Source organism: Microvirga sp. TS319 (assembly GCF_041276405.1).
Lineage (GTDB): Bacteria > Pseudomonadota > Alphaproteobacteria > Rhizobiales > Beijerinckiaceae > Microvirga.
The window spans coordinates 129145-151654 of record NZ_JBGGGT010000002.1; the positions used below are offsets into that span (position 1 = coordinate 129145).

A 22510-nucleotide genomic window follows, 5' to 3' on the forward strand; every position below is an offset into this window, starting at 1 on the left:
GATGCTCCCTTCTTGGAAGGAGCGCATCGTGCGAAAAACCGGATCCACTTTTTCGCACGATGCGCTAGGCCGCCCCACCGGCCGTCCGGCGTCACTTGCCGAGGGCAAGGCGCTTTTCGACGATTTCGGAAATCGCATCGCTCATTTCGGTTTTCCGGAGCTCCTTGGCATCGATCGTGCCCTGGTTCTCCTGAACATCGGCTACGGCATCCGCGAGGCGTCCGACAAAGCCGAGCTCGTCGTAGGTCTTCGCCACTTCCCGCATTTCTGCCGCACGGCGGATACCATGGCGAAGGGTTCGCTCAAACATGTATTCAATGTTTTTCGGCCAGCCGAGGCCCGGGAAGGTCTCCGCAAGCGAGCCCATCACGCGATCGAGGCAGCCCGAAGCGCGCGCGGCCAGCATGGTCTCGACCGTGAGCGCTTCGAGGCCCTTCACAAAGAGCGACCGGACCATCTTGATGGCGGTGGCGGCACCCACCTCGTGACCCACGGTTTCGAACGCGAAGCCGTGAGCGGCAAGAATGGGCTCCAGCGCGTCGGCGGTCTTGCCCGCGATGAGAACCGGAGTCGCATGGCCGCGCGGGTGCACGGGAGCCATCACGGCCATGTCGAGGTAGGACGCGCCCGTGGCCTCCACGAGCGCCGCCGTCTCCCGTTTGCGACCCGGCGAGACGGAGTTGATGTCGATGTAAAGCTGACCCGGCTTCAGAGCGGACAAAGCCGATTTCGCAGCCTCGAGCGATTGGTCGGCCGTCACGGCGGCGAAAACCCAGTCCACGCCTTCGATGGTCGCTTTCACGGACTGTTCGAACCGCAATCCCCGCGAGCGAGCCTCGGCCGCCATGGCCTCGTCCTGCCTGAGGTCATAAGCTGCGACGAATTCGGCCTCGCCCTTGCCCTTGAGAGTATCCGTGAAGGCGCGTGCAGCCTCGCCAAAGCCGATGAACGCAATTTTCATGTGGTGACCTCGGTTCTGAGTGCAGGATCGGCCTGCCTTAAAATGACCTCCAGGGACGTCCCTTCGTCGCCAAGGAAAGGCCGACCTCTTTCTGGGATCGATTTGTGCACTCCAAATCACGGAAATGCTTCATCGGAAGTCGTCGATCCTCTATAAAAAAATGTGAAACGAGGCTATTTCGGCGGGACGAAACCTTCGATCTCCTCGGAGAGCACCTCGTAGAAGCTCTCCAGGAAAAGCAGCTGCGTCCGGCTCGGCAGCCAATCGCTTCTCATCGTGATGCCGATGGCGCGTCCCCCGGCGGAGACGTGAAATCGCAAGGGGGTGAGCAGGCCCAGTTTCACCTCCAGGGCCACTTGCCGCACGGAAAGAACCGCGAGCGCGTCGCTGTCGAGAAGAATGGAGCGCATCAACAGGGTCGAGGGGGCTTCGATCCTCACCCGGGGCCCTTCCTGCCGCCCCGCGAAGAGAGCGTTGAGGGCATTTCGCACGGGCGTGCCCTCGCGCTGGGCGACCCATTCGCACGATGCCAGATCGTCGATGGACACATCCTTTCCTTCGAGGGGATGTCCCTTGCGGGCGATGATCGTATAGGGGTCGCTGAAAAGGTACGTCTCGGTCACGTCGCTGGCGGGCGGGGGATGGCGGATCGCGCCGATGAGCATGTCGGCCTCGCCGGAACGCAATGCCCTCAGCATCGTATCGTATACCCCTTCCAGAACGACGAAATTCACCTGCGGCGCCCGCGCCCGGGTGCGGTTGATGGCCTTGCCCAGGATCGCGGACCGGATCATAGGGAGGGAGGCGATGAGCACGCGCCCCTTCAGCGATCCGTCCGAGCCCTTCAGCTCCTCTTCCGCCGTGACGATTTCGCGAAGGGCAATCTGGAATTGACGCGCCAGTTCCGCGCCCGCCCGGTTGGCGGCGAGGCCCTGCGGGGTCTTGGTGTAGAGTTCGTAGCCGAGATTGCTTTCGACATCGCGTGCCGCCCGATGAAGTGCGGACACGGAAATGCCGTCCGCCTTCGCGGCCAGGAGCAGAGAGCCATGATGGCTCACCGAGACATGCGCGAAGAGCTGCGACGCCGTGAGGCGCGCGACAATGTGACCGCTCTGCGACAAGGTCGGCGCGACCGCGCGTTCGGACGCGACCATGATCCCCCTTTGGAGGATGCGAAAGAAACGGTCGCAACGTTGCCAGAGAACATTGCCCTCCCGGGTCGGCTGACTGCCGCCGCTTTTTCGCGTCAGGAGCGGCACCGCGTAATGCTCTTCCAGGCGGGAAATGGCCTGCGTAATCGCCGGCTGCGCGATGTTCAGGCCCTTCGCCGCCGCGTTCAGCGATCCGAGCTCGCAGACCGATAGAAACATTCTCAGGTGGCGCAGGTTCGGGAAGTGTGCGGGCCGTTTCATCAAAACTTATATCACATTTCGTCACTTCTATTATCGCTGCGCGACCATTCCGACGCAATATGACCAGAGTTTTATCCTATGCGCCCAAGGACAAGGCAAGCGGCGTGCGCGCTTGATCGAAAGTCCGTTTTCTCACAAACGTAGATAGGCATAGATCCCAGGGAGGGAGGAAACATCATGGCTGAGATTCGGCCGTTCAATCAGCCCGGGCAGGATCGGCGTCCTGAAACGAGATCTGGCTTCTAACAGCCTCCTGTGACACGATCTAAGGCTTCACCATGCAAATATTCATCGACACCCTTGGCGTGCTGTTCTCGCTGCCTGGGCTTTTGTCGCTCATCGCCGGCACGGCAATCGGGATCATCGTCGGGGCTCTGCCCGGCCTTGGACCATCGATCGGCATCAGTCTTCTGATCCCGTTCACCTACACGATGACGCCCGAAAACTCGATGCTTCTGTTGATCTCCCTCTATATGGCGGCGGAGTACGGCGGTTCGGTTTCGGCAATTCTGCTTTCGACACCGGGAACGGCCGCCGCCGCCGCCACGACCATCGACGGCTTTGCGATGACGCAGCGGGGGCAGGCCAACAAAGCGCTCGCGATTTCGCTCTCGGCCTCGACCGTCGGCGGCCTCGTCGGTGGCGTCGCTCTGCTTTTTCTCGCAATGCCGCTCTCCAGGCTTGCGTTGCAGTTCGGCCCTGCAAGCTACTTCGCGGTCGGCCTGTTCGGCCTGACCTCGGTCGCGGCCCTATCGGGCGGATCCCTCACCAAGGGTCTGATCGGCGCTGCCTTCGGTCTGCTGCTCGCCTTCGTGGGCATCGATCCCATCGCCGGCATGCCGCGCTTCACCTTCGATCAGATCGCGCTCTTCGAAGGCATTCCGATGCTGGCCGTGCTGATCGGTCTCTTCGCGGTCTCCGAGGGCTTCATTCTGGCGGAAAGCGCGGGTAAGGCCCGGGATCGCGTCTCCAAGGGCGCCGTGCGCGCGGTGTATCTGACGTTTTCAGAATGGAAGGAGCTGATCCGCACCATGATCTCGGGGTCGGTGATCGGCACCTTTCTCGGAATCCTGCCCGGAGTCGGCGGCAACATCGCGTGCTGGGTGGCCCGCGACTATGCCATGCGGCGCAATCCGAAGCTCGCTTTCGGCAAGGGCGAGCCGCGCGGCATTGCGGCGCCGGAATCGTCGAACAACGCGACCGTGGGCGGCGCGATGGTTCCGCTTCTCGCGCTCGGAGTGCCCGGATCGCCGACCACGGCCGTCATCGTCGGCGCACTCGTGCTTCACGGCTTGCGTCCCGGCCCTCAGCTCTTCACCGAGCAGCCTGTCCTCGTCTACACGATCCTTCTCGGATTGCTGCTCGCATGCGTGATCATGTTTCTTCTGGCATCGCTCTCGCTGCCCTGGATGGCGCGCGTAATCAATCTGCCTGATTCGGTGCTCGCCGCGGGCATCCTGATCTTCGCGATCCTGGGCGCATACTCGCTGCGCAACCTCGCCTTCGACGTGTGGCTCACCATCGCCTTCGGGGCTCTCGGGTATCTCATGAAGAAGCTCTCCTTCCCGGTTGCGCCCGTCGTGCTGGCGCTGGTTCTGGGTTATCTGGTGGAGACGAACTTCCGCACGGCTCTCGTGACCTCGCGCGGTTCCTACAGCATCTTCTTCACCGACCCCGTCTCGGTGATCTTCCTGGTCCTCAGCCTGGTGAGCATTCTCTATCCGGCCTGGCGGTCCTGGCGCGAAAAGACACTCAAAACAGCGTGAAAACATCTCTCGGAGGAAAAGGCATCATGACGTTCAACCCATCACGCCGCTCGCTGCTGACCGCTCTGGGAGCAGCGCCGCTCGTGCTCAGCGCCAAAGGCGCGTTCGCGGCCGGTTTCCCGAACAAGGCGGTCAATCTCGTTGTCTGGTCCGGCGCAGGCGGCGCGCTCGACACCTACGGCCGTCAGCTCGCGGAGCTGCTCACCAAAGAGGCCGGCTGGACGGTCTCGGTACAGAACCGTCCCGGCGGTTCGGGCGCCGTCGGCGTGTCGACCGTTCTGGCTCAGAAGGCCGACGGCTACAACATCCTCGTCTGTACCGGCACGCTGACGTTCGGCATCGCACAGGGCCTCATCCCCTTCAAGCTGGAGGATCTGCGTTACGTCCGCGCCATGCAGGCGGAGCCGTCATCCGTGGCGGTTCGCGCCGACAGCCCGTTCAAGACCCTGGACGACTTCGTCGCCTCCATGCGCGACAACCCGAACAAGCTCCGCGTCGGCGGCCATGCCCCGGCGGGCTTCCACCAGTTTATCCTCTATCAGCTCGGCAAGATCGGAAAATTCGAAGCGGGATGGATCCCGCACGATGCGTCCGGCAAGGTTCCGCTCTCCCTGCTCGGCGGCCACATGGACGTCGCGATCATGACGCCGTCGAGCGGGCTGTCCCAGGTGGAAAGCGGTGAGATCCGCCTGCTCGGTATTTCGACCGAAGAACGCTCGCCGTTCTTCCCGAACGTGCCGACCTTCAAGGAGCAGGGATACGACATCGTCGACTCCGTCTGGCGCGGCATCGCCGTTCACGGCAAGACTCCCGACGACGTCATGGGCAAGATCCAGGAGGCGATCGACAAGGTCGAAGCCTCCCAGGATTGGCTCGATTTCCAGAAGCGAGAGAAGCAGGAGAACATCAACCTCGGCGAACAGGCCTATACACAGCTGGTGCAGCGGCAACTTGCGACCCAAAGCGAGTTCCTGAAGTCCGTAGGGCTGATTCAATGAGCTCGGTCGAGGCGATCAAGGAAAAGGACGGCGGAGCCACCGTCCTTCTGCTCGTACAAAAACTCGCCGTCACGGCGGCGGCGCTCGTCTTTTTCGCGGTGTTCTTCTGGATTGCGCGGCAGATGCCGCCCGTTCGCGCCTCCGGCGACGTGGGCTCGGCCTTTCTTCCGTCGATCCTGGCCGTATTAGGCTTCTGTCTGAGCCTGTTCTATCTGTTCCAGATCGTCACGGGCCGCGACAGAACCAGAGCGCCTGTCCAAGCCATCGCGCTCGCGCTTCTGATTCTGACGCTGGCGGCCGTCGGGTCGGTCTACTGGCTCGGCATGCCCGTTGGACTCGGAATCGGCGCGGCCCTCATGGTCCTTGTCCTCGAGCGCGGGAAGCGGCCTTTCTGGGCCATCGGAACAGGCATCATGTTCTGGGCGATGACACAGTTCGGCTTCGGCATGCTGCTGGGCGTGCCTTTGCTCTGAGCGTTCCGGCCGGATTGCGATCTGCAAAAGAGGGGGCCTGCCGTTGGCTGGCCGCTGCCAGAACGAGTCGGCCATCCTGGTGGCCGACCTTGGCTCCAGCGCCAATGGCATGCTTCAAGAACGGACGCCGGAGGAGCTGCGTTTCCAGCATCGACGGACTGAAATCCCGATCCGCGGACCCGCCCGGATGAACCATGGCGCCGCGCAATATTTGACCGCAGATGCACGGAATTGATCGTTTTCGTCAGATTATTCATTTGTCTTGCCGGTCCTCCCCCCGCACAACCAGTAAGGCGTCAGGTGCATCTCCACGACAGCCTTGAACAGACTTGAAAGGTGTTCCGATGATCATCGACTGTCATGGCCATTACACGACGGCCCCGAAGGCGCTGGAGGATTGGCGCAAGCGCCAGGTCGCCAGCATTTCCGATCCGTCGCGGCGGCCATCGGTCTCCGCGTTGAAGATCAGCGACGATGAGCTGCGCGAATCGATCGAGGGCAACCAACTCCGCCTGATGAGAGAGCGGGGCCTCGATATGACGATCTTCAGCCCGCGCGCGAGCTTCATGGCGCACCATATCGGCGACTTCTCGATTTCATCGGAATGGGCCGCGATCTGCAACGAACTCTGCCATCGCGTCTCGCAGCTCTTTCCGGACAATTTCATCGGCGCGGCCATGCTGCCGCAGAGCCCGGGCGTCGATCCCAGGACCTGCATTCCCGAGCTCGAAAAATGCGTGAAGGAATACGGCTTCGTCGGGATCAACCTGAACCCCGACCCGACCGGCGGCTATTGGAAGAGCCCGCCCCTGACCGACCGGCACTGGTATCCGATCTACGAGAAGATGGTGGAATTCGACATTCCCGCCATGATTCACGTATCGACGAGCTGCAATGCCTGCTTCCATACGACGGGCGCGCATTACATCAACGCCGACACGACCGCCGTGATGCAGCTCATCGAAGGCGACCTGTTCAGGGATTTCCCGACGCTCCGCTTCGTCGTACCTCACGGCGGCGGCGCCGCGCCTTATCACTGGGGCCGGTATCGCGGTCTCGCGCAGGCGCTGAACAAGCCGGAGCTGCGCGAACATCTCCTCAGGAACGTCTTCTTCGATACCTGCATCTATCATCAGCCGGGGATCGATCTGCTGACCAAGGTCATCCCGGTCGAGAACATCCTTTTCGCCAGCGAGATGATCGGTGCGGTGCGTGGGATCGATCCCGAGACCGGGCATCACTTCGACGATACCAAACGCTACATCGAGGCGGCTCAGAACCTGAGTTCCGAGGACCGCTACAGGATTTACGAAGGCAACGCGCGCCGCGTCTACCCACGCCTGGACGCCGCCCTGAAGGCGCGCGGACGATAAAGGACACCATCATGACCGAACTCGGAATCGTCAAACGCAACATCAACCGCGCGGATCGCACGACCGTCGACCGGCTTGCAGGACATGGCGTCTCGACCGTGCACGAGGCGATGGGGCGCACCGGGCTCATGAAGCCGTACATGCGGCCGATCTACTCCGGCGCCCAGGTGTCGGGCACGGCCGTCACCGTCCTGCTGCACCCCGGCGACAACTGGATGATGCATGTCGTCGCGGAGCAGATCCAGCCGGGCGACATCGTGGTCGCGGCGATCACCGCCGAATGCACGGATGGCTATTTCGGCGACCTTCTCGCGACGAGCTTCAAGGCACGCGGCGCGAAGGCGCTCATCATCGACGCGGGCGTCCGGGATGTGAAAACCTTGAGCGAGATGGGCTTCCCCGTGTGGAGCAAGTGCATCTCCGCGAAGGGCACCGTCAAGGCGACGCTCGGCTCGGTGAACATCCCGATCGTCTGCGCCGGGGCGATGGTGGAGCCGGGCGATGCCGTCGTGGCCGACGACGACGGTGTCGTCGTCGTGCCCGCCGCGCTGGTGCACAAGACGGCCGAGGCGGCCGCAGCGCGCGAGGCCAACGAAGAGAAGAAGCGCGCCACGCTGGCCGCCGGCACCCTCGGCCTGGACCTGTACCAGATGCGCGAGCCGCTGGCCCGGGCGGGGCTGAGATACATCGACTGAACTCGATGGAGCAGGTCCCGCAAGGGAGGAGATCCTCATTGGCCCAACACGTTGACGGCATTTCGTCCATGGCGACCCGGCAGATCCTGGCCGAACTCGCCGCGCTCTACGAGCAAGCGACCGGATCGCGGGTTGCGATCCGGTCCATGGGGGGAGTGGAGGCGGCAAGGCTCGTCCGCGCCGCCGAGCCGACCGATGTCGTTATCCTCGCGGCGAGCGCGATGGAGCAACTGGAGGGCGAGGGGCATATCCTTCCGGGGACCCGCTCCGGTTTCGCGCGCTCCGCCATAGCGGTGGCGGTCCGCGCCGGCGCGGAGCGGCCGGACATCGACAGCGAGGAGGCCGTGATGCAAGCCCTCATGGCCGCCCGGAGGATCTGTTACTCCACAGGGCCCAGCGGCGATCATCTCCTGCGTCTGCTGGACAGGTGGGGAATCGCCGAAACGGCGTCCCAGCGCCTGCTCCAGGCACCTCCGGGCGTACCGGTGGGCGCCATGGTCGCAAGAGGGGAGGCGGAGCTGGGCTTGCAGCAGTTCAGCGAATTGCTGCCCGTCCAGGGCATCGAAATCCTCGGTCCCCTGCCGCCGGAAATCCAGGCGACGACCGTGTTCACGGCCGGCATCGCGCAAACGTCCGCCCAGCCGGAGAAGGCGCGCGCTCTGATCGGCTTTCTGAATTCGGACCAGGCGTGCGAGGCGAAGCGCAGACACGGCATGGAGCCTGCCTAGAGCCTTTTCCGCAAAAGTGGATGCCGGTTTTGCGAAGAAAAGGCGTCTTTCTCAAACAACAAATGCCTTTTCCGTGAACCGAAGTTCATGGAAAAGGCTCTAGCGCATCGTGCGAGAAAGTGGTCTTGGTTCTTCGCAAGAAGCGATGCTCAAAAACATAGACTGACAGCATCGGACGCGGGTTCGATTTCACGTCCGATGCTCTAAGTCGCTTTTCCCAGGCGCCTCGTTGCCAGGATGTCTCGGAGGCGGGCAGGGCCCGCCTCACGATCGGCCGATTAGCGCTTCACGCGCTCGATCAACGCCTGCAGCATGTGTTCTTCCTCCGCCGTCAGGTCTGTCAAAGGCGGCCTCACCGGACCGGCCGGGAAGCCTTGAAGGCGCACGCCCGCCTTGACGGCGGACACCGCATAGCCCTTGGCCCGGCTGCGCAGGCGCATGAAGGGATAGAAGAACTCGTGCAGGATCGCCTCGCAGCGTGCCCGATCATTGGCGCGTACGGCCGTGTAGAATTCCATAGCGAGAGCCGGAACGAAGTTGAACACTGCCGAGGAATAGGTCGTAAATCCCGCGCTTAGGTAAGCTTCGGCGAAGAGCTCGGCCGTCGGCATGCCGCCGAGATAGGTCAGCCGGTCTCCGAGGGTCGCCGTGATCTGGCGAATCGTGCCGATCTCGCCTGTGCCATCCTTGAAGCCGACAAGGTTCGGGCATTCGTCGCAAAGCCGCGCAAGGGTGTCCGGCTGAAGCACGGAATTGTCGCGATTGTAGACCATCACCCCAATCCCGACCGACGCGCAAACCCGCTTGACGTGCTGGTAGAGGCCCTCTTGCGGCGCATCGATCAGATAGTGGGGAAGCAGCAGGATTCCGTCAGCGCCGGCACCCTCGACCGCCCTGGCGATGGACATGGCGACTTCGGTGCCATACCCGCAGCCGGCGATGATCGGCGTGGCGCCTGCCGCTTCCTTCGCGGCCCTCACGACCTGCGGAACCTCGTGGGGCTGGAGCGAGAAGAACTCGCCGGTCCCCCCGGCAGCGAACAGAGCCGCCGCCTTGTACTCCGAGAGCCAGGCAACATGTCTCCGGTAGCTTTCGGCATTGAACCGATGCTCGGCATCGAAATGCGTGACGGGGAAAGACAATAGGCCGGCGCCGATTGCCGCCTTCATATCCCGAGGATCCATGTGAAGCTCCTGTTTCCTGGCCCTTATTCCGCAACCCTTAGCGGTTCGAAGGAAACAGGTCAACAGTTGTATGATGAATTACATCATGCAAGAATCCGGCCAGCGCCGCCCAGCTCAGGGCGGCTGCAACGCAAGTCACATGAAATCATGTCATCATACATATTACGTCCTTGACGCGCCTGAGCGGGCCATTCTACGTTGACGGCATGTGCTCTGATCGATGCGCCAAGGCTGTTTCGTCAGCCGCATCGCGGGTGCGCTCCGACAGCATGGCGTTCAAGACCAGGCATCGCGACAGAGGCAGAAATCCAGAAGACGGGAGAAGCAGCAGAAATGACGGTTGACGGCAATCAGGTCAGGGTCGGCGTCGATATCGGCGGAACGTTCACCGACGTCGCCATGGAGATCGGCACTCAGCTCCATTCCACGAAGGTGCTGACCAATTACGCATTTCCCGAACAGGCCATCGTCGACGGAATCCGTCAGGTCGCGGAATCCGCCGGACTGGCGCTCTCGCAGATCGATATGGTCATCCATGGCACCACGCTCGCGACCAACGCTCTGATCGAGCGCCGCGGCGCGAAGATGGCCTTCGTGACGACCAAGGGCTTTCGCGACGTTATCGAGATGCGGACGGAAAATCGGTTCGAGCAGTACGATCTCGACATCGTATTGCCCGCTCCGCTGGTCGAGCGCAGCCACCGCTACGTCCTCGATGAGCGGATCGGGGCGGACGGATCGGTCCTCAAGGCGCTCGACCCTGCCGAGGTCTCCGAATTGGCGGACCGTCTCGCCGCCGGACCTTTCGAAAGCATCGCGATCGGGTTCATTCACTCCTACCTGAACGGAGTTCATGAGCGCCAGGTGCGTGATGCGCTCATCGCGCGCAATCCGAAGCTCTCGGTGTCGATCTCGTCGGAAGTCTCGCCCCAGATGCGCGAGTTTCAGCGCTTCAACACGGTCTGCGCCAACGCTTACGTCAAGCCGTTGATGGCCTCCTACCTTCACCGGCTCGTCGGACGCCTCTCCGAGGAGGGAATCGGCTGTCCGATCTTCATGATGCATTCCGGAGGCGGCATCATCAGCGTCGAGAGCGCCATCGCGTTTCCCGTGAGGCTCCTGGAGTCGGGGCCCGCTGGAGGCGCCATCTTCGCGGCCGATATCGCGGCGCGCTATGGGCTCGACCAGGTCCTGTCCTATGACATGGGCGGCACCACGGCCAAGATCTGCCTGATCGAGGGGCAGGTTCCGAAAACCGCAAAGACTTTCGAGGTCGCCCGCACCTACCGTTTCAAGAAAGGCAGCGGCATGCCGATCTCGATCCCCGTCATCGAGATGGTGGAAATCGGCGCCGGCGGCGGCTCGATCGCAACCGTCGATTCCATGCGGCAGATCCGCGTCGGGCCGCACAGCGCAGGTTCGGAGCCCGGCCCGGCCTGCTATGGCCGCGGAGGAGGCCATCCGACCGTGACCGATGCAGACCTGCTCCTGGGAAGGCTCGATCCGGAGGAATTCGCGGGCGGATCGTTCAAGCTGCACCCTGCGGCGGCGCACAATGCCGTGGAGCGTGACCTGGCGTTGAAATTGGACATCGACAGCACAACCGCGGCATTCGGGCTGAGCGAAGTCGTCGACGAAAACATGAGCAACGCCGCCCGCATGCATGCGGTGGAGAATGGCAAGGAGCTCTCCGAGTTTACGCTGATCGCATTCGGGGGCGCAGCGCCCATCCACGCATCCCGCCTCTGCGAGAAGCTCGGCGTGCGCGAATTGCTGATCCCGCCGGGCGCCGGCGTCGGGTCGGCCATTGGCTTCCTCCGCGCTCCCTTCGGGTACGAGTCCGTGCGCAGCGCCTATTTGCGGCTGAGCCGGTTCGACGCGGCCAAGATCAACGCCGTGCTGAAGGACCTGATCGACGAGGCGACATCCTTCGTGCATCTGGGAGCTCCGGGAATCACCCCCAATCTGGAATGCGTGGCCTATATGCGCTACCTCGGTCAGGGCTGGGAGGTCCCCGTCCCGGTGGAGGTCCGCGACTATGCGGATGCGGACGGGGCGACCTTCCGCAAGAATTTCGACGATCAATATACCCGGTTCTTCGGCCGCCTGATCGACGGCCTGGACGTCGAGATCGTCAGCTGGTCGCTTCGGGCGAGTTCCGAAGTTCCCCAGCCCAGCGCCGTCGCCCGGACGCATGGCCTGCGGGCCATCGATTCTGCCGGTAAGCGACAGGTCTTCGACGCGCAGAGCGGCCGATTCGTCGAGGCAGGCGTCATTGCCCGCAGCGCAATGAAGACCGGCGATTTCATCAACGGGCCCGCCGTCATCACGGAACGGGAAACGTCGACGATCGTCACCGTCGGGCGAGAGGCCGTGATGCAGGCCGACGGCTGCCTGCTGATCCGCGCGTCATCCGTCTGAGGCCGAGGAGATTACATCATGACCAATTCCGCACTGTCCGATGTCCACATGCAGATCATGTGGAACCGCCTCATTTCGGTCGTCGAGGAACAGGCCGTCACCTTGATCCGCACGGCCTTCAGCACCAGCGTGCGCGAGTCGGGCGATCTCTCGGCCGGCGTCTTCAACCGCGGCGGCAAGATGATCGCTCAGGCCGTCACCGGCACACCCGGCCATGTGAATGCGATGGCCGAGGCCGTGGGGCATTTCATCAACGACATCGGCCCGGGCAACATCTTCGAGGGCGACGTCTATATCACGAACGATCCCTGGAAAGGGACCGGCCACCTGCTCGACATCACCATGGTGACGCCCTCGTTCCGCAACGGCCAGCTGATCGGCTTCTTCGCCTGCACGGCGCATGTGGTCGATGTCGGCGGCCGGGGCTTCGGCCCCGACGCCAACGAGGTGTACGAGGAAGGCATCTTCATTCCGATCATGAAGTTCGTGGAGCGCGGCGTCGTCAACCGCGATCTCGTCAACATCCTGCGCCACAACGTCCGGGAAGCGCATCAGGTCGTCGGAGACGTGTATTCCCTCGCGGCCTGCAACGAGATCGGACATCGCCGCCTGATGGACATGATGGACGAATTCCATCTGGAGGACCTTGAGGCTCTCGCCGGCTTCGTGTTCGAGCGAAGCTATACGGCGACGATCGAGAAGATCGCGGCGCTGCCCCGGGGAGCCTACGACAACGTCATGCGGGTGGACGGCTACGGAAGCCCGATCGACATTGCCGTACGCATCGATGTCGCGGCAGATCATATCCTGGTCGATTTCGACGGAACCTCGGGTCCCAGCCCCCTCGGCATCAACGTGCCGATGATCTACTCCAAAGCCTATGCGTGCTACGGGCTCAAATGTTCGCTGGCACCGGAGATCCCGAACAATTACGGTTCGCTCCTGCCGTTCCAGGTGACCGCGCCCGAAGGTTGCATCCTGAACGCACGGCATCCCGCGCCGGTCGCGGTCCGTCACGTCCTGGGCCACTTCATTCCGGACGCCGTGCTGGGAGCCGTCCACAAGATGCTGCCTGGAAAGATCCCGGCCGAAGGATCGGGCGCACTCTGGAATCTCCATCTCAGCGCACGCCCGCTTCAGGGAGACAGGGCGCCCGAGGATGGAGGGCAGCGAGCCGAAGTGCTGCTGTTCAACAGCGGAGGCGCGGGTGCGCGCCCGACCCTCGACGGGCTCAGCGCCACGGCTTTTCCGAGCGGCGTTCACACGATGTCGATCGAAGCGACCGAACATGTCGGTCCGGTCGTTTTCTGGCGAAAGGAGCTTCGCAACGGTTCAGGGGGAACGGGTCAGTACCGCGGCGGGCTGGGCCAGGTCGTCGAGATCGCCGCGACCGGAGGGCACGAGTTCTATTTCAACGCGATGTTCGACCGGATCGATCACCCTGCGCGGGGCCGTGCGGGGGGAGGGGACGGCGCCCCCGGCGCCGTGCTTCTGGACGACGGGACCCGGCTTGCGTCCAAGGGACGCCAACATGTGCCCTCAGGCCGGCGGCTCGTGCTGCAGCTTCCGGGCGGCGGCGGTTACGGTCCCGCGGAGAAGCGCAGTCCGGAGGCCGTCAAGCGAGACTTCGCATTCGACTACGTTCTCAACGATTGAACCCGTATGCATGAAGAGGATCCGGGACCGAGCGGGCCGTTGCCGCCGCCTGGATCCTCTTCCTCATGGAGAAGGCAGGATGAAGTACGAAGCCGACGTGATCAGGACGATCAAGGCCTCTCCGGCGATGGCGATCTCGATGAAGGCGAGGGCGATGACGGCAGCGGGAACCGATGTTGTCGATCTGAGTGTCGGCGAGCCCGATTTCGCCACGCCGCCCCACATCGTCGACGCGGCGATCGCAGCCATGCGCCGAGGGGAGACCCACTACACCGCCGCCGACGGCACGGCCGAATTCAAGGATGCCGTCATCGAGAAGTTCCGACGTGAGAACGGTCTCGATTTCGCGCGGAATCAGATCTCGGCGGGCAATGGCGCCAAGCAGATCATCTTCAACGCGCTGATGGCGACGCTCGAGCCCGGCGACGAGGTTCTCGTTCCGACGCCGTACTGGGTTTCGTATACCGACATGGTCACGCTGCTGAGAGGCACGTTCAGGCTTCTCCCCTGCACGTATGAAGAGGGCTACAAACTGACGCCCGAGAAGCTCGATGCCGCGTTGAGCGAGAGCACCCGCTGGCTGTTGTTGAACGCACCGAACAATCCTTCTGGCGCCAGCTACACCCGCGCCGAAATGCGCGCTCTGGGGGATGTGATCGCCCGTTACCCGAATCTCCTGGTCCTGTCGGACGAGATCTACGAGCAGATCACCTATGGGACGGATCCGTTCTGCTCCTTTCTCAGCGCATGCCCGGAACTCCGGGAGCGCGTCGTCATCGTCAACGGGGTCTCGAAAGCCTATGCCATGACTGGCTGGCGCATCGGCTTTGCCGCCGGGCCCGCGGATTTGATCTCCGCCATGGCGAAGATTCAGTCGCAGAGCACCTCCAACCCCTCTTCGATCTCGCAAGCGGCCGCTGTTGCCGCGCTCACGGGACCCCAGGACTTCGTGCGGGAAGCCCTCGCCGAATACAGGGCGCGCCGCGATCTCGTTCTCGATGGGTTGCAATCCATTCCAGGTCTGCGGCTGCGCGCACCGGACGGCGCCTTCTACGTCTTCCCCGAATGCGGCGCCCTGATCGACTCGAGATCCGGAAGCGAAAGAGCCATTGAAGACGATGCTCGCCTCGCATCCCATCTTCTCCACGAGGCTCATGTGGCGGTCGTGCCGGGCGCAGCCTTCGGGGCGCAGCCCTGTCTGCGCATGTCGTTTGCGACGTCGCGGAACAATCTCGAGAAAGCCGTCGACCGGATCGGCCGGGCGCTCGCCCGCCTGGCTTGAAAGACCGGGTATTCCGCTGATGGAACGATCTTGTAGGGACGAGCGCCATGAGTCCTGAAAAGCGTCTGACCGCGTTGGGTCTCACCCTGCCCGCGCTTCGACCCTCCGCGGGAGCCTATCTACCCTTCCGCTGGGCCGGAAATCTCCTCTTCGTCTCGGGCCGAGGCGCGACCCGGAGCGATGGGAGATTCATGACCGGACGCGTGGGCCTGGATGTCTCGGTCGATCAAGCGCGCCTGCATGCGCGCGATGCCGGACTGCAGCTTCTGGCGGCCGCAAAAGCCGCCCTGGGCGATCTGGAGAGGATCGGCGCTGTGGTCAAGCTCACCGGGATGGTGAACGCCGTCGAGGGATTCACCGAGCATCCGGCGGTCATCGACGGCTGCTCGCAGTTGCTCGCCGATGTGCTGGGAGAGGCCGGGCGCCATGCCCGAACGTCCATGGGCGTCGCAAGTCTCCCTCACGGGATGAGCGTCGAGATCGAGACGATCCTGTGGGCAGACCGGCCGTCCGGCTGAGACAGACCGGACAGGGCGCCTTAGAGCATCGAACGCGGGAAGTGGGAGCCGGCTTTGCGTCAAAAGATGTTCAAGATCATCGACTGACTGCATCGGGTGTGGTTCCGATGCCGCAGGCCGCCTCCTGCGGCCCGGCATCGTAGGGCCTTGCCCATTCCCGCTCCGATTACCTTGGGAGATCGGGGTGGGGGACGCTCGATACCGTCGACTGGCGCGCTGTACTCATATGTCATACATATGAGCATCGATTGGAATGTAATCGCGTTCGAACAGGAATAGCCTCATGCTAGGCAGAAAAGAGAGCCTTTCTTCGCAACTGACGAAAGAGCTCACGCAGAAAATCGAAGCGCACGTCTATGCGCCGGGCTCGCGGATTCCGACCGAGGCGGAACTCTGCCAGGAATATGGCGTCAGCCGGACGGTCGTGAGGGAGGCCATTGCCTCCTTACGTGCCGACGGTCTCGTGATCCCGCGCCAGGGCATTGGCGTTTTCGTCAGCGAAAGAACGAGACTTCTTCCCTTCGAGTTCGATGCGACATCAGAAGGGGCGCTCGCCGATATTCTCTCTATCCTGGAGCTTCGGCTGAGCGTTGAACTCGAAGCCGCGGCTCTTGCCGCGGAACGTCGCAATACCCGGCAGCTTCAGGCGATCAAAGCCCGCTTCAAGGATATCGCCAAAGAGATCAGCGACGCCCAAGGAGACGGTGGCCGCAGCGACTTCGAGTTCCATCTGGCAATCGCCCGGGCGACGAACAATCCTTATTTCGAGAAGTTCCTGAGCTTCATCGGCCCGCAGATCATCCCGAGAATCAGGATGAGCAGCCTGCAGACGCAGCGGGTGTCGGATCAGGAATATCACGCGACGCTTCAAAAGGAACACGTCGCCATCGTGGAGGCTATCGCCGATCGGGACCCGAATGCTGCACGAGACGCGATGCGGGCCCACCTGTCTGGGAGCCTGGAACGTTACCGCGCGCAAAACCCGCGCAGCTGACGAGAGCCGGCGACCTTTCGAAAGCCCGGAACTGCGATCGTCTTCGGATCAGGATGGCGTATGGAGCGATGCTCCGGCGCCTTGTCGCCGAATTCCTTCGAGCGCATGCGCGGGCAAGGCTTTCCGGAAGTCCTGTTGGTGTCGAATACGCCAGGCCGACGGCAGTTGACATATATGACAACTGATGACAGGTTTTCATATCAGATGCCGTGCAGCGGTCGTTCTCAAGAGAAGAGACGAGACAGCGCAGCAAAGCTGCCCGAACTCGTCCGCCACTCCAGCGAACAGAGGGAAAATCATGTCATTCAAAGCCTATCTTGCCGCAGCGGCTCTTTCGGCAGCCGGTCTCGTCACAACAACCGCATCCTATGCCCAGACCGTCTGGACGATGGCTTCGGGATATCCGGAAAGCAGTTTCTTCACCAAGAACGTTCGGGAGTTCATCAAGGAGGTCGAGACCAAAAGCAGCGGAAAGCTGAAGATCGATCTGCGCCCGCATGACAGCCTGATCAAGCTCGATGCGATCAAGCGGGCGGTGCAGTCGGGACAGGTGCAGATCGGCGAGATCCGCATGGGCGTCTACGGCAATGAAGCCGCGATGTACAATCTCGACAACATTCCCGGCGTCGTGCCTACGTTCGACAAGTCGTACAAGCTGATGGAGTTTCAGAAGCCGTTCTACGACAAGCTCTTCGGCAAGAACGGCATGCGGGTCATCACCTATGTCGCCTGGCCCGGACAGGGATTCTTCACGAAGGAGCCCGTGACCTCGCTCGCCGACCTCAAGGGCCAGAAGCTGCGCATCTATTCCAAGCAGACCCAGATCATGGGCGAAAAGCTCGGACTGGAATCCTTGATCCTGCCGTTCGCTGAAGTGCCGCAGGCCTTCGCGACGGGCATGATCCATGCGCTGTGGACGAGCGCCCAGAGCGGAACCGACGTTCAGATTTGGGACTACGTGAAGAACTTCACCTATACCGGCACGATGCACAACAAGAACGCGATCATCGTCAACGAACGGGCCATGCGGGCACTTGATCCGGAGCTGCAGAAGATCGTCATGGATGCCGGTGCTGCAGCGACGGATCGCGGCTGGCAGATGGCCAAGGAAGCCAGCGCCGAGCGCGAACAGGTTCTGCGCGACCATGGCGTAACGATTGCTCAGGCTCCCAAAGATGTGCTCGATAAAATCGACGAGATCGGCAAGGAGATGGTTCAGGACTGGCTGAAAGAAGCCAATGCGGAGGAGAGAGCCGTCTATGAGCAGTACCAGGCTGCACTGAAGTAAAGGGGCCTGAAGCCTTCGACCGGCCAAAAGGAGAACGCCGCTCATGATCAGGCTCGTCCTGAACAAGCTCTATCTTTTCAGCGGTTACATCGCAGCGGTGTTTCTGGTTGGAATCGCGATCGCCATCATGACCCAGATCATCGGGCGCATGAAAGGCGTCACCGTCGATGCGACGGAGGCGGCGGGACTTTGCCTCGCCGCCGCCACTTTCTTCGGTCTTGCCCATACCTTCGGCCATGGGGGACACGTGCGCATCACGGTCGTCATCGAGCGCCTGACCGGCGGTACCAGGCGCGCCGTCGAGATCTTCAACTGCCTGATCGCATCCTTGGCCGTGTGCTACCTGTCATGGAACGTCATCCTGCTCGCCGTGCAGTCATACGAGTTTCATGACGTGAGTCCCGGGCTCCTGGCGATGCCGTTTTGGATTCCCCAGGCAGGCATGGCATTCGGCGTGACCATGTTCGCGGTCGCGCTTCTCGACGAGCTGTTCTGGGTCATCGGTGGGCGAAAGCCTCGATACGACCATGTCGACGATCCGGCGCAAGACGACAGGCCCGTGGCTTAGGAGGAACCGATGGATCAGACCATTCTTGCCTCTATCGTTCTCGTCGTCCTGACGTTCGGATTGCTGGCTTCCGGAGTTTGGGTCTCGGTGACGCTCCTCATCGTCGGCATGGCCGTCATGGAGCTATTCACGACCGCGCCCATGGGGTCTCTCATTGCGTCGACCTTGTGGGATTCCAGCTGGGGGTGGGCGCTGACGTCGCTGCCGCTCTTCGTATGGATGGGAGAGATCCTGTTCCGGACGAACCTGTCGTCGGACATGTTTCGCGGGCTGGCGCCCTGGCTGTCGCGCCTGCCCGGCGGATTGCTGCACGTGAACGTCATCGGATGCGGCATCATGGCGGCCGTTGCGGGCTCGTCGGCCGTGACCTGCGCCACGATCGGCCGCATGAGCGTCCCTGAGCTCACCCGGCGCGGTTACCCGCTGAATATGACGATCGGGACCCTTGCGGGATCGGGAACCCTGGGCCTTCTGATTCCGCCCTCGATCGTCATGATCGTCTATGGAGTGACCGCCGAGCAGTCGATCGGTCGGCTCTTCATTGCAGGCGTTCTTCCAGGGCTCGTTCTGATCCTTTTGTTCATGGGCTACACGGCGATCTGGAGCCTGCTGAACAAGGAGAAGCTCCCGCCGCCGGAGCCGCGCATCAGCCTTCTTGCGCGGATCAACAAGTCCCGGAGCCTCATCCCCGTTGCGCTGCTGATCGGATTGGTCGTCGGCTCCATCTATGGGGGAATTGCGACGCCGACGGAGGCTGCGATGTTCGGGGTCGTCGGCGCCCTGATCCTTGCGGCCTTCAGCAGAACGCTGACCTGGGCGAGCTTCATGGACAGCCTGATGACGGCGGTCCGCACCTCGTGCATGATCTCGTTCATCATCGGATGCGCCGCCTGCCTCTCGATCGCCGTCGCGTTCGTCGATATTCCCCGAACGCTGGCAGCCTGGGTCGACGCGATGCAGCTCTCGCCCTATGTGCTTCTGGCGGTTCTGGCGGTCTTCATGCTGATCCTGGGATGCTTCCTCGAGGGCATTTCCATCATCGTGCTGACGTCGTCGGTCATGCTGCCCATGGTGCAGAGTGCCGGCATCGATCTGATCTGGTTCGGAATCTTCATCGTCATCCTGATCGAAGCGGCGCAGATCACCCCGCCTGTCGGATTCAACCTGTTCGTCCTGCAGAGCATCACGGGCAAGAACATCATCACCGTCACCAAGGCGGCGACGCCGTACTTCTTCGTCCTGATGCTCCTGCTCGTGCTGATCACGATCTTCCCGTCGATCGTCCTCGTTCTACCGAGCTTCATGAGCGGGTAGCGACATCAGCTCCGTCGATGAACCGGCGAAGCCGCACCGGTCGCTCCGGCGTGGCTTCGTCATGCCGGCGAGCCTCATGACATCGGTCCTGGAGGGGCTCACAACCCTGTCCGCGCACGGGGACGCTGCGCAGTCCTCGCACTCATCGCCATTTCTCAAGGTTCCGGTGTAAAAGAAGAGCGCCACGTGGGCGCTTTGAAGTGCACGACCGTAGGGGCAAAAGGCGGTCGATGGATTCAATTTATACGTATAATCGGAAAACTCGATTGATCCTTCGATCTACCTCTTCAGAGGTAGGACTCACTCTATTGTCGTACACCGAACGAATCAAATATCCCTATATCTGCCGTGGGGGCATGACGGTACAGGGCCGCTGACCAGAACCATCCAAGAGTTCCGGCGCGGCCCTTTTTTCTTGCGCGACGGTTCGTTGCACTTGGCTCGACTGACTGGAGCATCGGACGTGAAAAGTGGCTTCCACTTTTGGGATCGATCCGATGCTCCCTTCTTTGAAAGTGCGCATCGTTTGAGTGAAAAACCGGGGCCACTTTTTCGCACGATGCGCTATGAACGGCGACGGGGCGGGGCAATTCAAGCGGCGGTGTAAACGACGCTGCGGTCGCGGCCTTGTTGCTTGGCCTGATAAAGAGCCGCATCGGCCTGAGCGATCAACGTCTCTGGGCTTCCGGCACTTTCAGGGCCAAGTGTTGCGATGCCGATGCTGACCGTGACGAGATCATCGATTCCGTAAGGGTGCGGGATCCGGGCCGAGGTCAGCAACGATCTCACCCGCTCGGCCGTCTCCAAGGCCTGGGCGCCACCGGTATCCGGAAGAATCAACGCGAATTCTTCACCCCCATACCGGGCCGCCAGGTCCTCGGAGCCGCTGCCCGCTTCCGACAATATGGGAGCACAGCGCCGGAGAGCCTCGTCCCCGGCCTGGTGCCCCCAACAATCGTTCAGGAGCTTGAAGCGGTCGAGATCGACCAGCAGGAGGGACAGCGGGCGCTGTGTCCGCTGAAACCGCCGCCAGGTGCGCTCGAGAGCTGCGTCGAAGGCGCGGCGATTGGCCAAGCCGGTGAGACTATCGGTTTCCGCAAGCTGCCTCAGGTCCTGGTTGCGACGCCACAGTTCCAGTTCATCCATGGCGATCGCGCCAAGATCCTGAAGAGGCGACAATTCAAATTCCTCTGCCGGCTGGGGAGCGTGCTTGAGAACGCACAGCGACGCGACAGTGATGCAATCCTCCGTCATGAGGGGCACGCCGGCATAGAAGCGGAACGGCAGATGAGGAAGAGCCGGATGGCCCTCAAGACGAGGGTCCGACTGTAGGTCGCCGATCACGAGCGGCTCTCCCGACGCGATCATAATCTGACAAATCGTCTGGTCCCGGTCGGCCCATGGCGCGATGCCGCCGCCGTGAACGGACTTCATCCATTGGTACCTGTCATCGACGAAGCCGATAAAGGCGGCATCGGCATCATAGAACTGCGCCGACAGACGGGTGATTCGGTCGAAGCGCTCGTCCTTTTCCGTGTCGAAAATTCCGCAGGAGAAAAGAAACTTGAGGCGCTCTGCTTCGTTCGAGGGCCGCTGAGGCACGACAAACATGTCAGAACTCCTGCTTTTCGAAACGTCGGACTGAGATGGCCTCCATATATCATGCGTGGCGGGCTTGCGACCGGTTGCGGACAAAAAGGGACACTGGGCCCGTTCGGACGAAGGGGTGCCGGTTCGCCGCTCGAAAAGTGCCGCTGAGCCGAAGACGTGAGCTGATTCCACAAAATCGGGAAACAGATCGGGCCCCATCGATCACGCCAGATGGCTGAAACTTGGCTTGGCCAGTGGCTCACGGCGGCAATTTCGGCGGCCTTGTCGGGTTGGACGCCATGGATTCCAGAGTTGGACCCAAGACCTTGATGGCGAAGCCGAGAGCCCCGCCGATCAACAGGCCGGTCACGATGACAAACGGCAGCAGGCTCCAATCACGGTGATTATCCATCCTGCGAGCCATGATGTGCCCAATCTGATTTGCTCGGAGTCCCGATCCGAGTTTAGCGCTATTCCGTCATCCATGGGAGCATCGTGCGTGCGAATGCAGGCTCACCCTAGAGCATCGGATTGGATCCCAAAAGTGGGTCCACTTTTGGGATCCAATCCGATGCTCCACTCCGAAAAGAGCGCATCTTTCGGAGCGGACCCGAAGGGCCACGGCCGTGAAAACCGGTCCACTTTTCGCTAGCGCGGCCCGCTGGGTCCGCACGATGCGCTAGTTCCACCCGCCTGCAGGCTCGTCGTCATCGTCGCTCGGCGGCACCATTTTCGCGTTGGCCAGTACCGCGATCAGCTTAACCGCGAGGGCAAAGCCCACGAGGAGAATTATTGCGCGCGGGAGCGTCATCTCCGAAATGAGTTGAGCCATTCCCGCTCTCCAATCGTACATATGATTGAAGCGATAAGATATGTATGATACTTCCGTCAATCATAGATACGATAAAAAAATTGACGAAAAGAGGCCCGCTTGACTCAATTTCGTATATACGTCACTCCATCCAAGGTTGGACGTAAAAAGCCGTCTAAAGTGGGTCGCAAAAAGCAATTTCAGACGCGGATCACACTGCCCCTCTCCGACGAGATGGCGGAACGCATCACTGCGACGTTACGTCCTGACGAAGTTCGTCTCGATTTCATCCGCGATGCCATCGAGCGGGAGCTGAAACGGCGGGAGCGCCTCAAGGACGGCCCAGTCAAAAGGACCGAATCGGGCTCAGACGCGTAGAGCATCGGACGTGACAAGTGGAATCCCGAAAGGGGATTCCATCCGATGCTCCCTTCCTGGAAAGAGCGCATCGGGTCCCGACGACAATGCGAAACGGCTC

21 protein-coding genes are annotated in these 22510 nt (G+C 62.0%); 15 read left to right on the forward strand and 6 right to left on the reverse strand.

Annotated elements, in window-relative coordinates:
• Nucleotides 1–91: 91 nt before the first annotated feature.
• Nucleotides 92–961: a DUF1932 domain-containing protein gene (locus AB8841_RS10020; RefSeq protein WP_370435711.1), complete on the reverse strand. Its 870-nt coding sequence runs from the start codon at nt 959–961 to the stop codon at nt 92–94.
• A 173-nt stretch (nt 962–1134) separates the two neighbouring features.
• A complete protein-coding gene (locus tag AB8841_RS10025) occupies nt 1135–2373 on the reverse strand; it encodes a LysR family transcriptional regulator (RefSeq protein WP_370435712.1) in 1239 nt (412 codons plus the stop codon).
• Between the two features lie 278 nt (nt 2374–2651).
• Here AB8841_RS10025 and AB8841_RS10030 point away from each other — a divergent pair, with 278 nt between their 5' ends.
• From AB8841_RS10030 to AB8841_RS10055, 6 genes are all read left to right on the forward strand, one after another.
• Nucleotides 2652–4139 carry a tripartite tricarboxylate transporter permease gene (locus tag AB8841_RS10030; RefSeq protein ID WP_370435713.1) on the forward strand — a complete coding sequence of 496 codons (1488 nt, stop codon included), beginning with the start codon at nt 2652–2654 and terminating at the stop codon, nt 4137–4139.
• 26 nt (nt 4140–4165) lie between these two features.
• The gene (locus AB8841_RS10035; protein WP_370435714.1) at nt 4166–5137 is read left to right on the forward strand and encodes a Bug family tripartite tricarboxylate transporter substrate binding protein; all 972 of its coding nucleotides are present in this window, start codon (nt 4166–4168) and stop codon (nt 5135–5137) included.
• Nucleotides 5134–5610, forward strand: coding sequence for a tripartite tricarboxylate transporter TctB family protein (locus AB8841_RS10040; RefSeq protein WP_370435715.1), 477 nt, complete (start codon nt 5134–5136; stop codon nt 5608–5610). Before AB8841_RS10035 ends, AB8841_RS10040 begins: the two co-directional genes overlap by 4 nt.
• Nucleotides 5611–5954: 344 nt before the next feature.
• The gene (locus tag AB8841_RS10045) at nt 5955–6983 is read left to right on the forward strand and encodes an amidohydrolase family protein (RefSeq protein WP_370435716.1); all 1029 of its coding nucleotides are present in this window, start codon (nt 5955–5957) and stop codon (nt 6981–6983) included.
• Nucleotides 6984–6994: 11 nt separating this feature from the next.
• On the forward strand, nt 6995–7678 hold the full coding sequence (ligK, locus tag AB8841_RS10050; RefSeq protein ID WP_370435717.1) for a 4-carboxy-4-hydroxy-2-oxoadipate aldolase/oxaloacetate decarboxylase: 684 nt from the start codon (nt 6995–6997) through the stop codon (nt 7676–7678).
• A 38-nt stretch (nt 7679–7716) separates the two neighbouring features.
• Nucleotides 7717–8406, forward strand: coding sequence for a substrate-binding domain-containing protein (locus tag AB8841_RS10055; RefSeq protein WP_370435718.1), 690 nt, complete (start codon nt 7717–7719; stop codon nt 8404–8406).
• A 278-nt stretch (nt 8407–8684) separates the two neighbouring features.
• On the opposite strand, the gene kdgD is transcribed toward AB8841_RS10055, so the two are convergent.
• The gene (gene kdgD, locus AB8841_RS10060; RefSeq protein ID WP_370435719.1) at nt 8685–9590 is read right to left on the reverse strand and encodes a 5-dehydro-4-deoxyglucarate dehydratase; all 906 of its coding nucleotides are present in this window, start codon (nt 9588–9590) and stop codon (nt 8685–8687) included.
• A gap of 333 nt (nt 9591–9923) precedes the next feature.
• Between kdgD and AB8841_RS10065 the strand changes: the two genes are divergently transcribed.
• The 8 genes from AB8841_RS10065 to AB8841_RS10100 all read left to right on the forward strand — a co-directional run bounded on the left by AB8841_RS10065 (nt 9924) and on the right by AB8841_RS10100 (nt 19631).
• A complete protein-coding gene (locus AB8841_RS10065) occupies nt 9924–12011 on the forward strand; it encodes a hydantoinase/oxoprolinase family protein (protein WP_370435720.1) in 2088 nt (695 codons plus the stop codon).
• Nucleotides 12012–12029: 18 nt separating this feature from the next.
• A complete protein-coding gene (locus tag AB8841_RS10070) occupies nt 12030–13667 on the forward strand; it encodes a hydantoinase B/oxoprolinase family protein (protein ID WP_370435721.1) in 1638 nt (545 codons plus the stop codon).
• A 79-nt stretch (nt 13668–13746) separates the two neighbouring features.
• On the forward strand, nt 13747–14949 hold the full coding sequence (locus tag AB8841_RS10075) for a pyridoxal phosphate-dependent aminotransferase (RefSeq protein WP_370435722.1): 1203 nt from the start codon (nt 13747–13749) through the stop codon (nt 14947–14949).
• Between the two features lie 47 nt (nt 14950–14996).
• The gene (locus tag AB8841_RS10080) at nt 14997–15467 is read left to right on the forward strand and encodes a RidA family protein (protein WP_370435723.1); all 471 of its coding nucleotides are present in this window, start codon (nt 14997–14999) and stop codon (nt 15465–15467) included.
• A 283-nt stretch (nt 15468–15750) separates the two neighbouring features.
• A complete protein-coding gene (locus AB8841_RS10085; protein ID WP_370435724.1) occupies nt 15751–16461 on the forward strand; it encodes a FadR/GntR family transcriptional regulator in 711 nt (236 codons plus the stop codon).
• Between the two features lie 298 nt (nt 16462–16759).
• On the forward strand, nt 16760–17749 hold the full coding sequence (locus AB8841_RS10090; protein WP_370435725.1) for a TRAP transporter substrate-binding protein: 990 nt from the start codon (nt 16760–16762) through the stop codon (nt 17747–17749).
• A 43-nt stretch (nt 17750–17792) separates the two neighbouring features.
• Nucleotides 17793–18317, forward strand: a complete 525-nt coding sequence (locus AB8841_RS10095; RefSeq protein ID WP_370435726.1) for a TRAP transporter small permease — start codon at nt 17793–17795, stop codon at nt 18315–18317.
• A 9-nt stretch (nt 18318–18326) separates the two neighbouring features.
• Complete coding sequence (locus tag AB8841_RS10100; protein ID WP_370435727.1) at nt 18327–19631, forward strand: TRAP transporter large permease; 1305 nt, start codon at nt 18327–18329, stop codon at nt 19629–19631.
• Nucleotides 19632–20222: 591 nt separating this feature from the next.
• Here AB8841_RS10100 and AB8841_RS10105 read toward each other — a convergent pair.
• The 3 genes from AB8841_RS10105 to AB8841_RS10115 form a co-directional block, all read right to left on the reverse strand.
• A complete protein-coding gene (locus AB8841_RS10105) occupies nt 20223–21242 on the reverse strand; it encodes a diguanylate cyclase domain-containing protein (protein WP_370435728.1) in 1020 nt (339 codons plus the stop codon).
• A 238-nt stretch (nt 21243–21480) separates the two neighbouring features.
• Entirely contained in the window at nt 21481–21633 is a 153-nt protein-coding gene (locus AB8841_RS10110) for a hypothetical protein (RefSeq protein ID WP_370435729.1), read from the reverse strand.
• 267 nt (nt 21634–21900) lie between these two features.
• Nucleotides 21901–22053 (reverse strand): hypothetical protein, encoded by a 153-nt coding sequence (locus AB8841_RS10115; RefSeq protein ID WP_370435730.1) that lies wholly within the window; start codon nt 22051–22053, stop codon nt 21901–21903.
• 99 nt (nt 22054–22152) lie between these two features.
• Here AB8841_RS10115 and AB8841_RS10120 point away from each other — a divergent pair, with 99 nt between their 5' ends.
• Nucleotides 22153–22410 (forward strand): hypothetical protein, encoded by a 258-nt coding sequence (locus AB8841_RS10120; RefSeq protein WP_370435731.1) that lies wholly within the window; start codon nt 22153–22155, stop codon nt 22408–22410.
• Nucleotides 22411–22510: the final 100 nt, after the last annotated feature.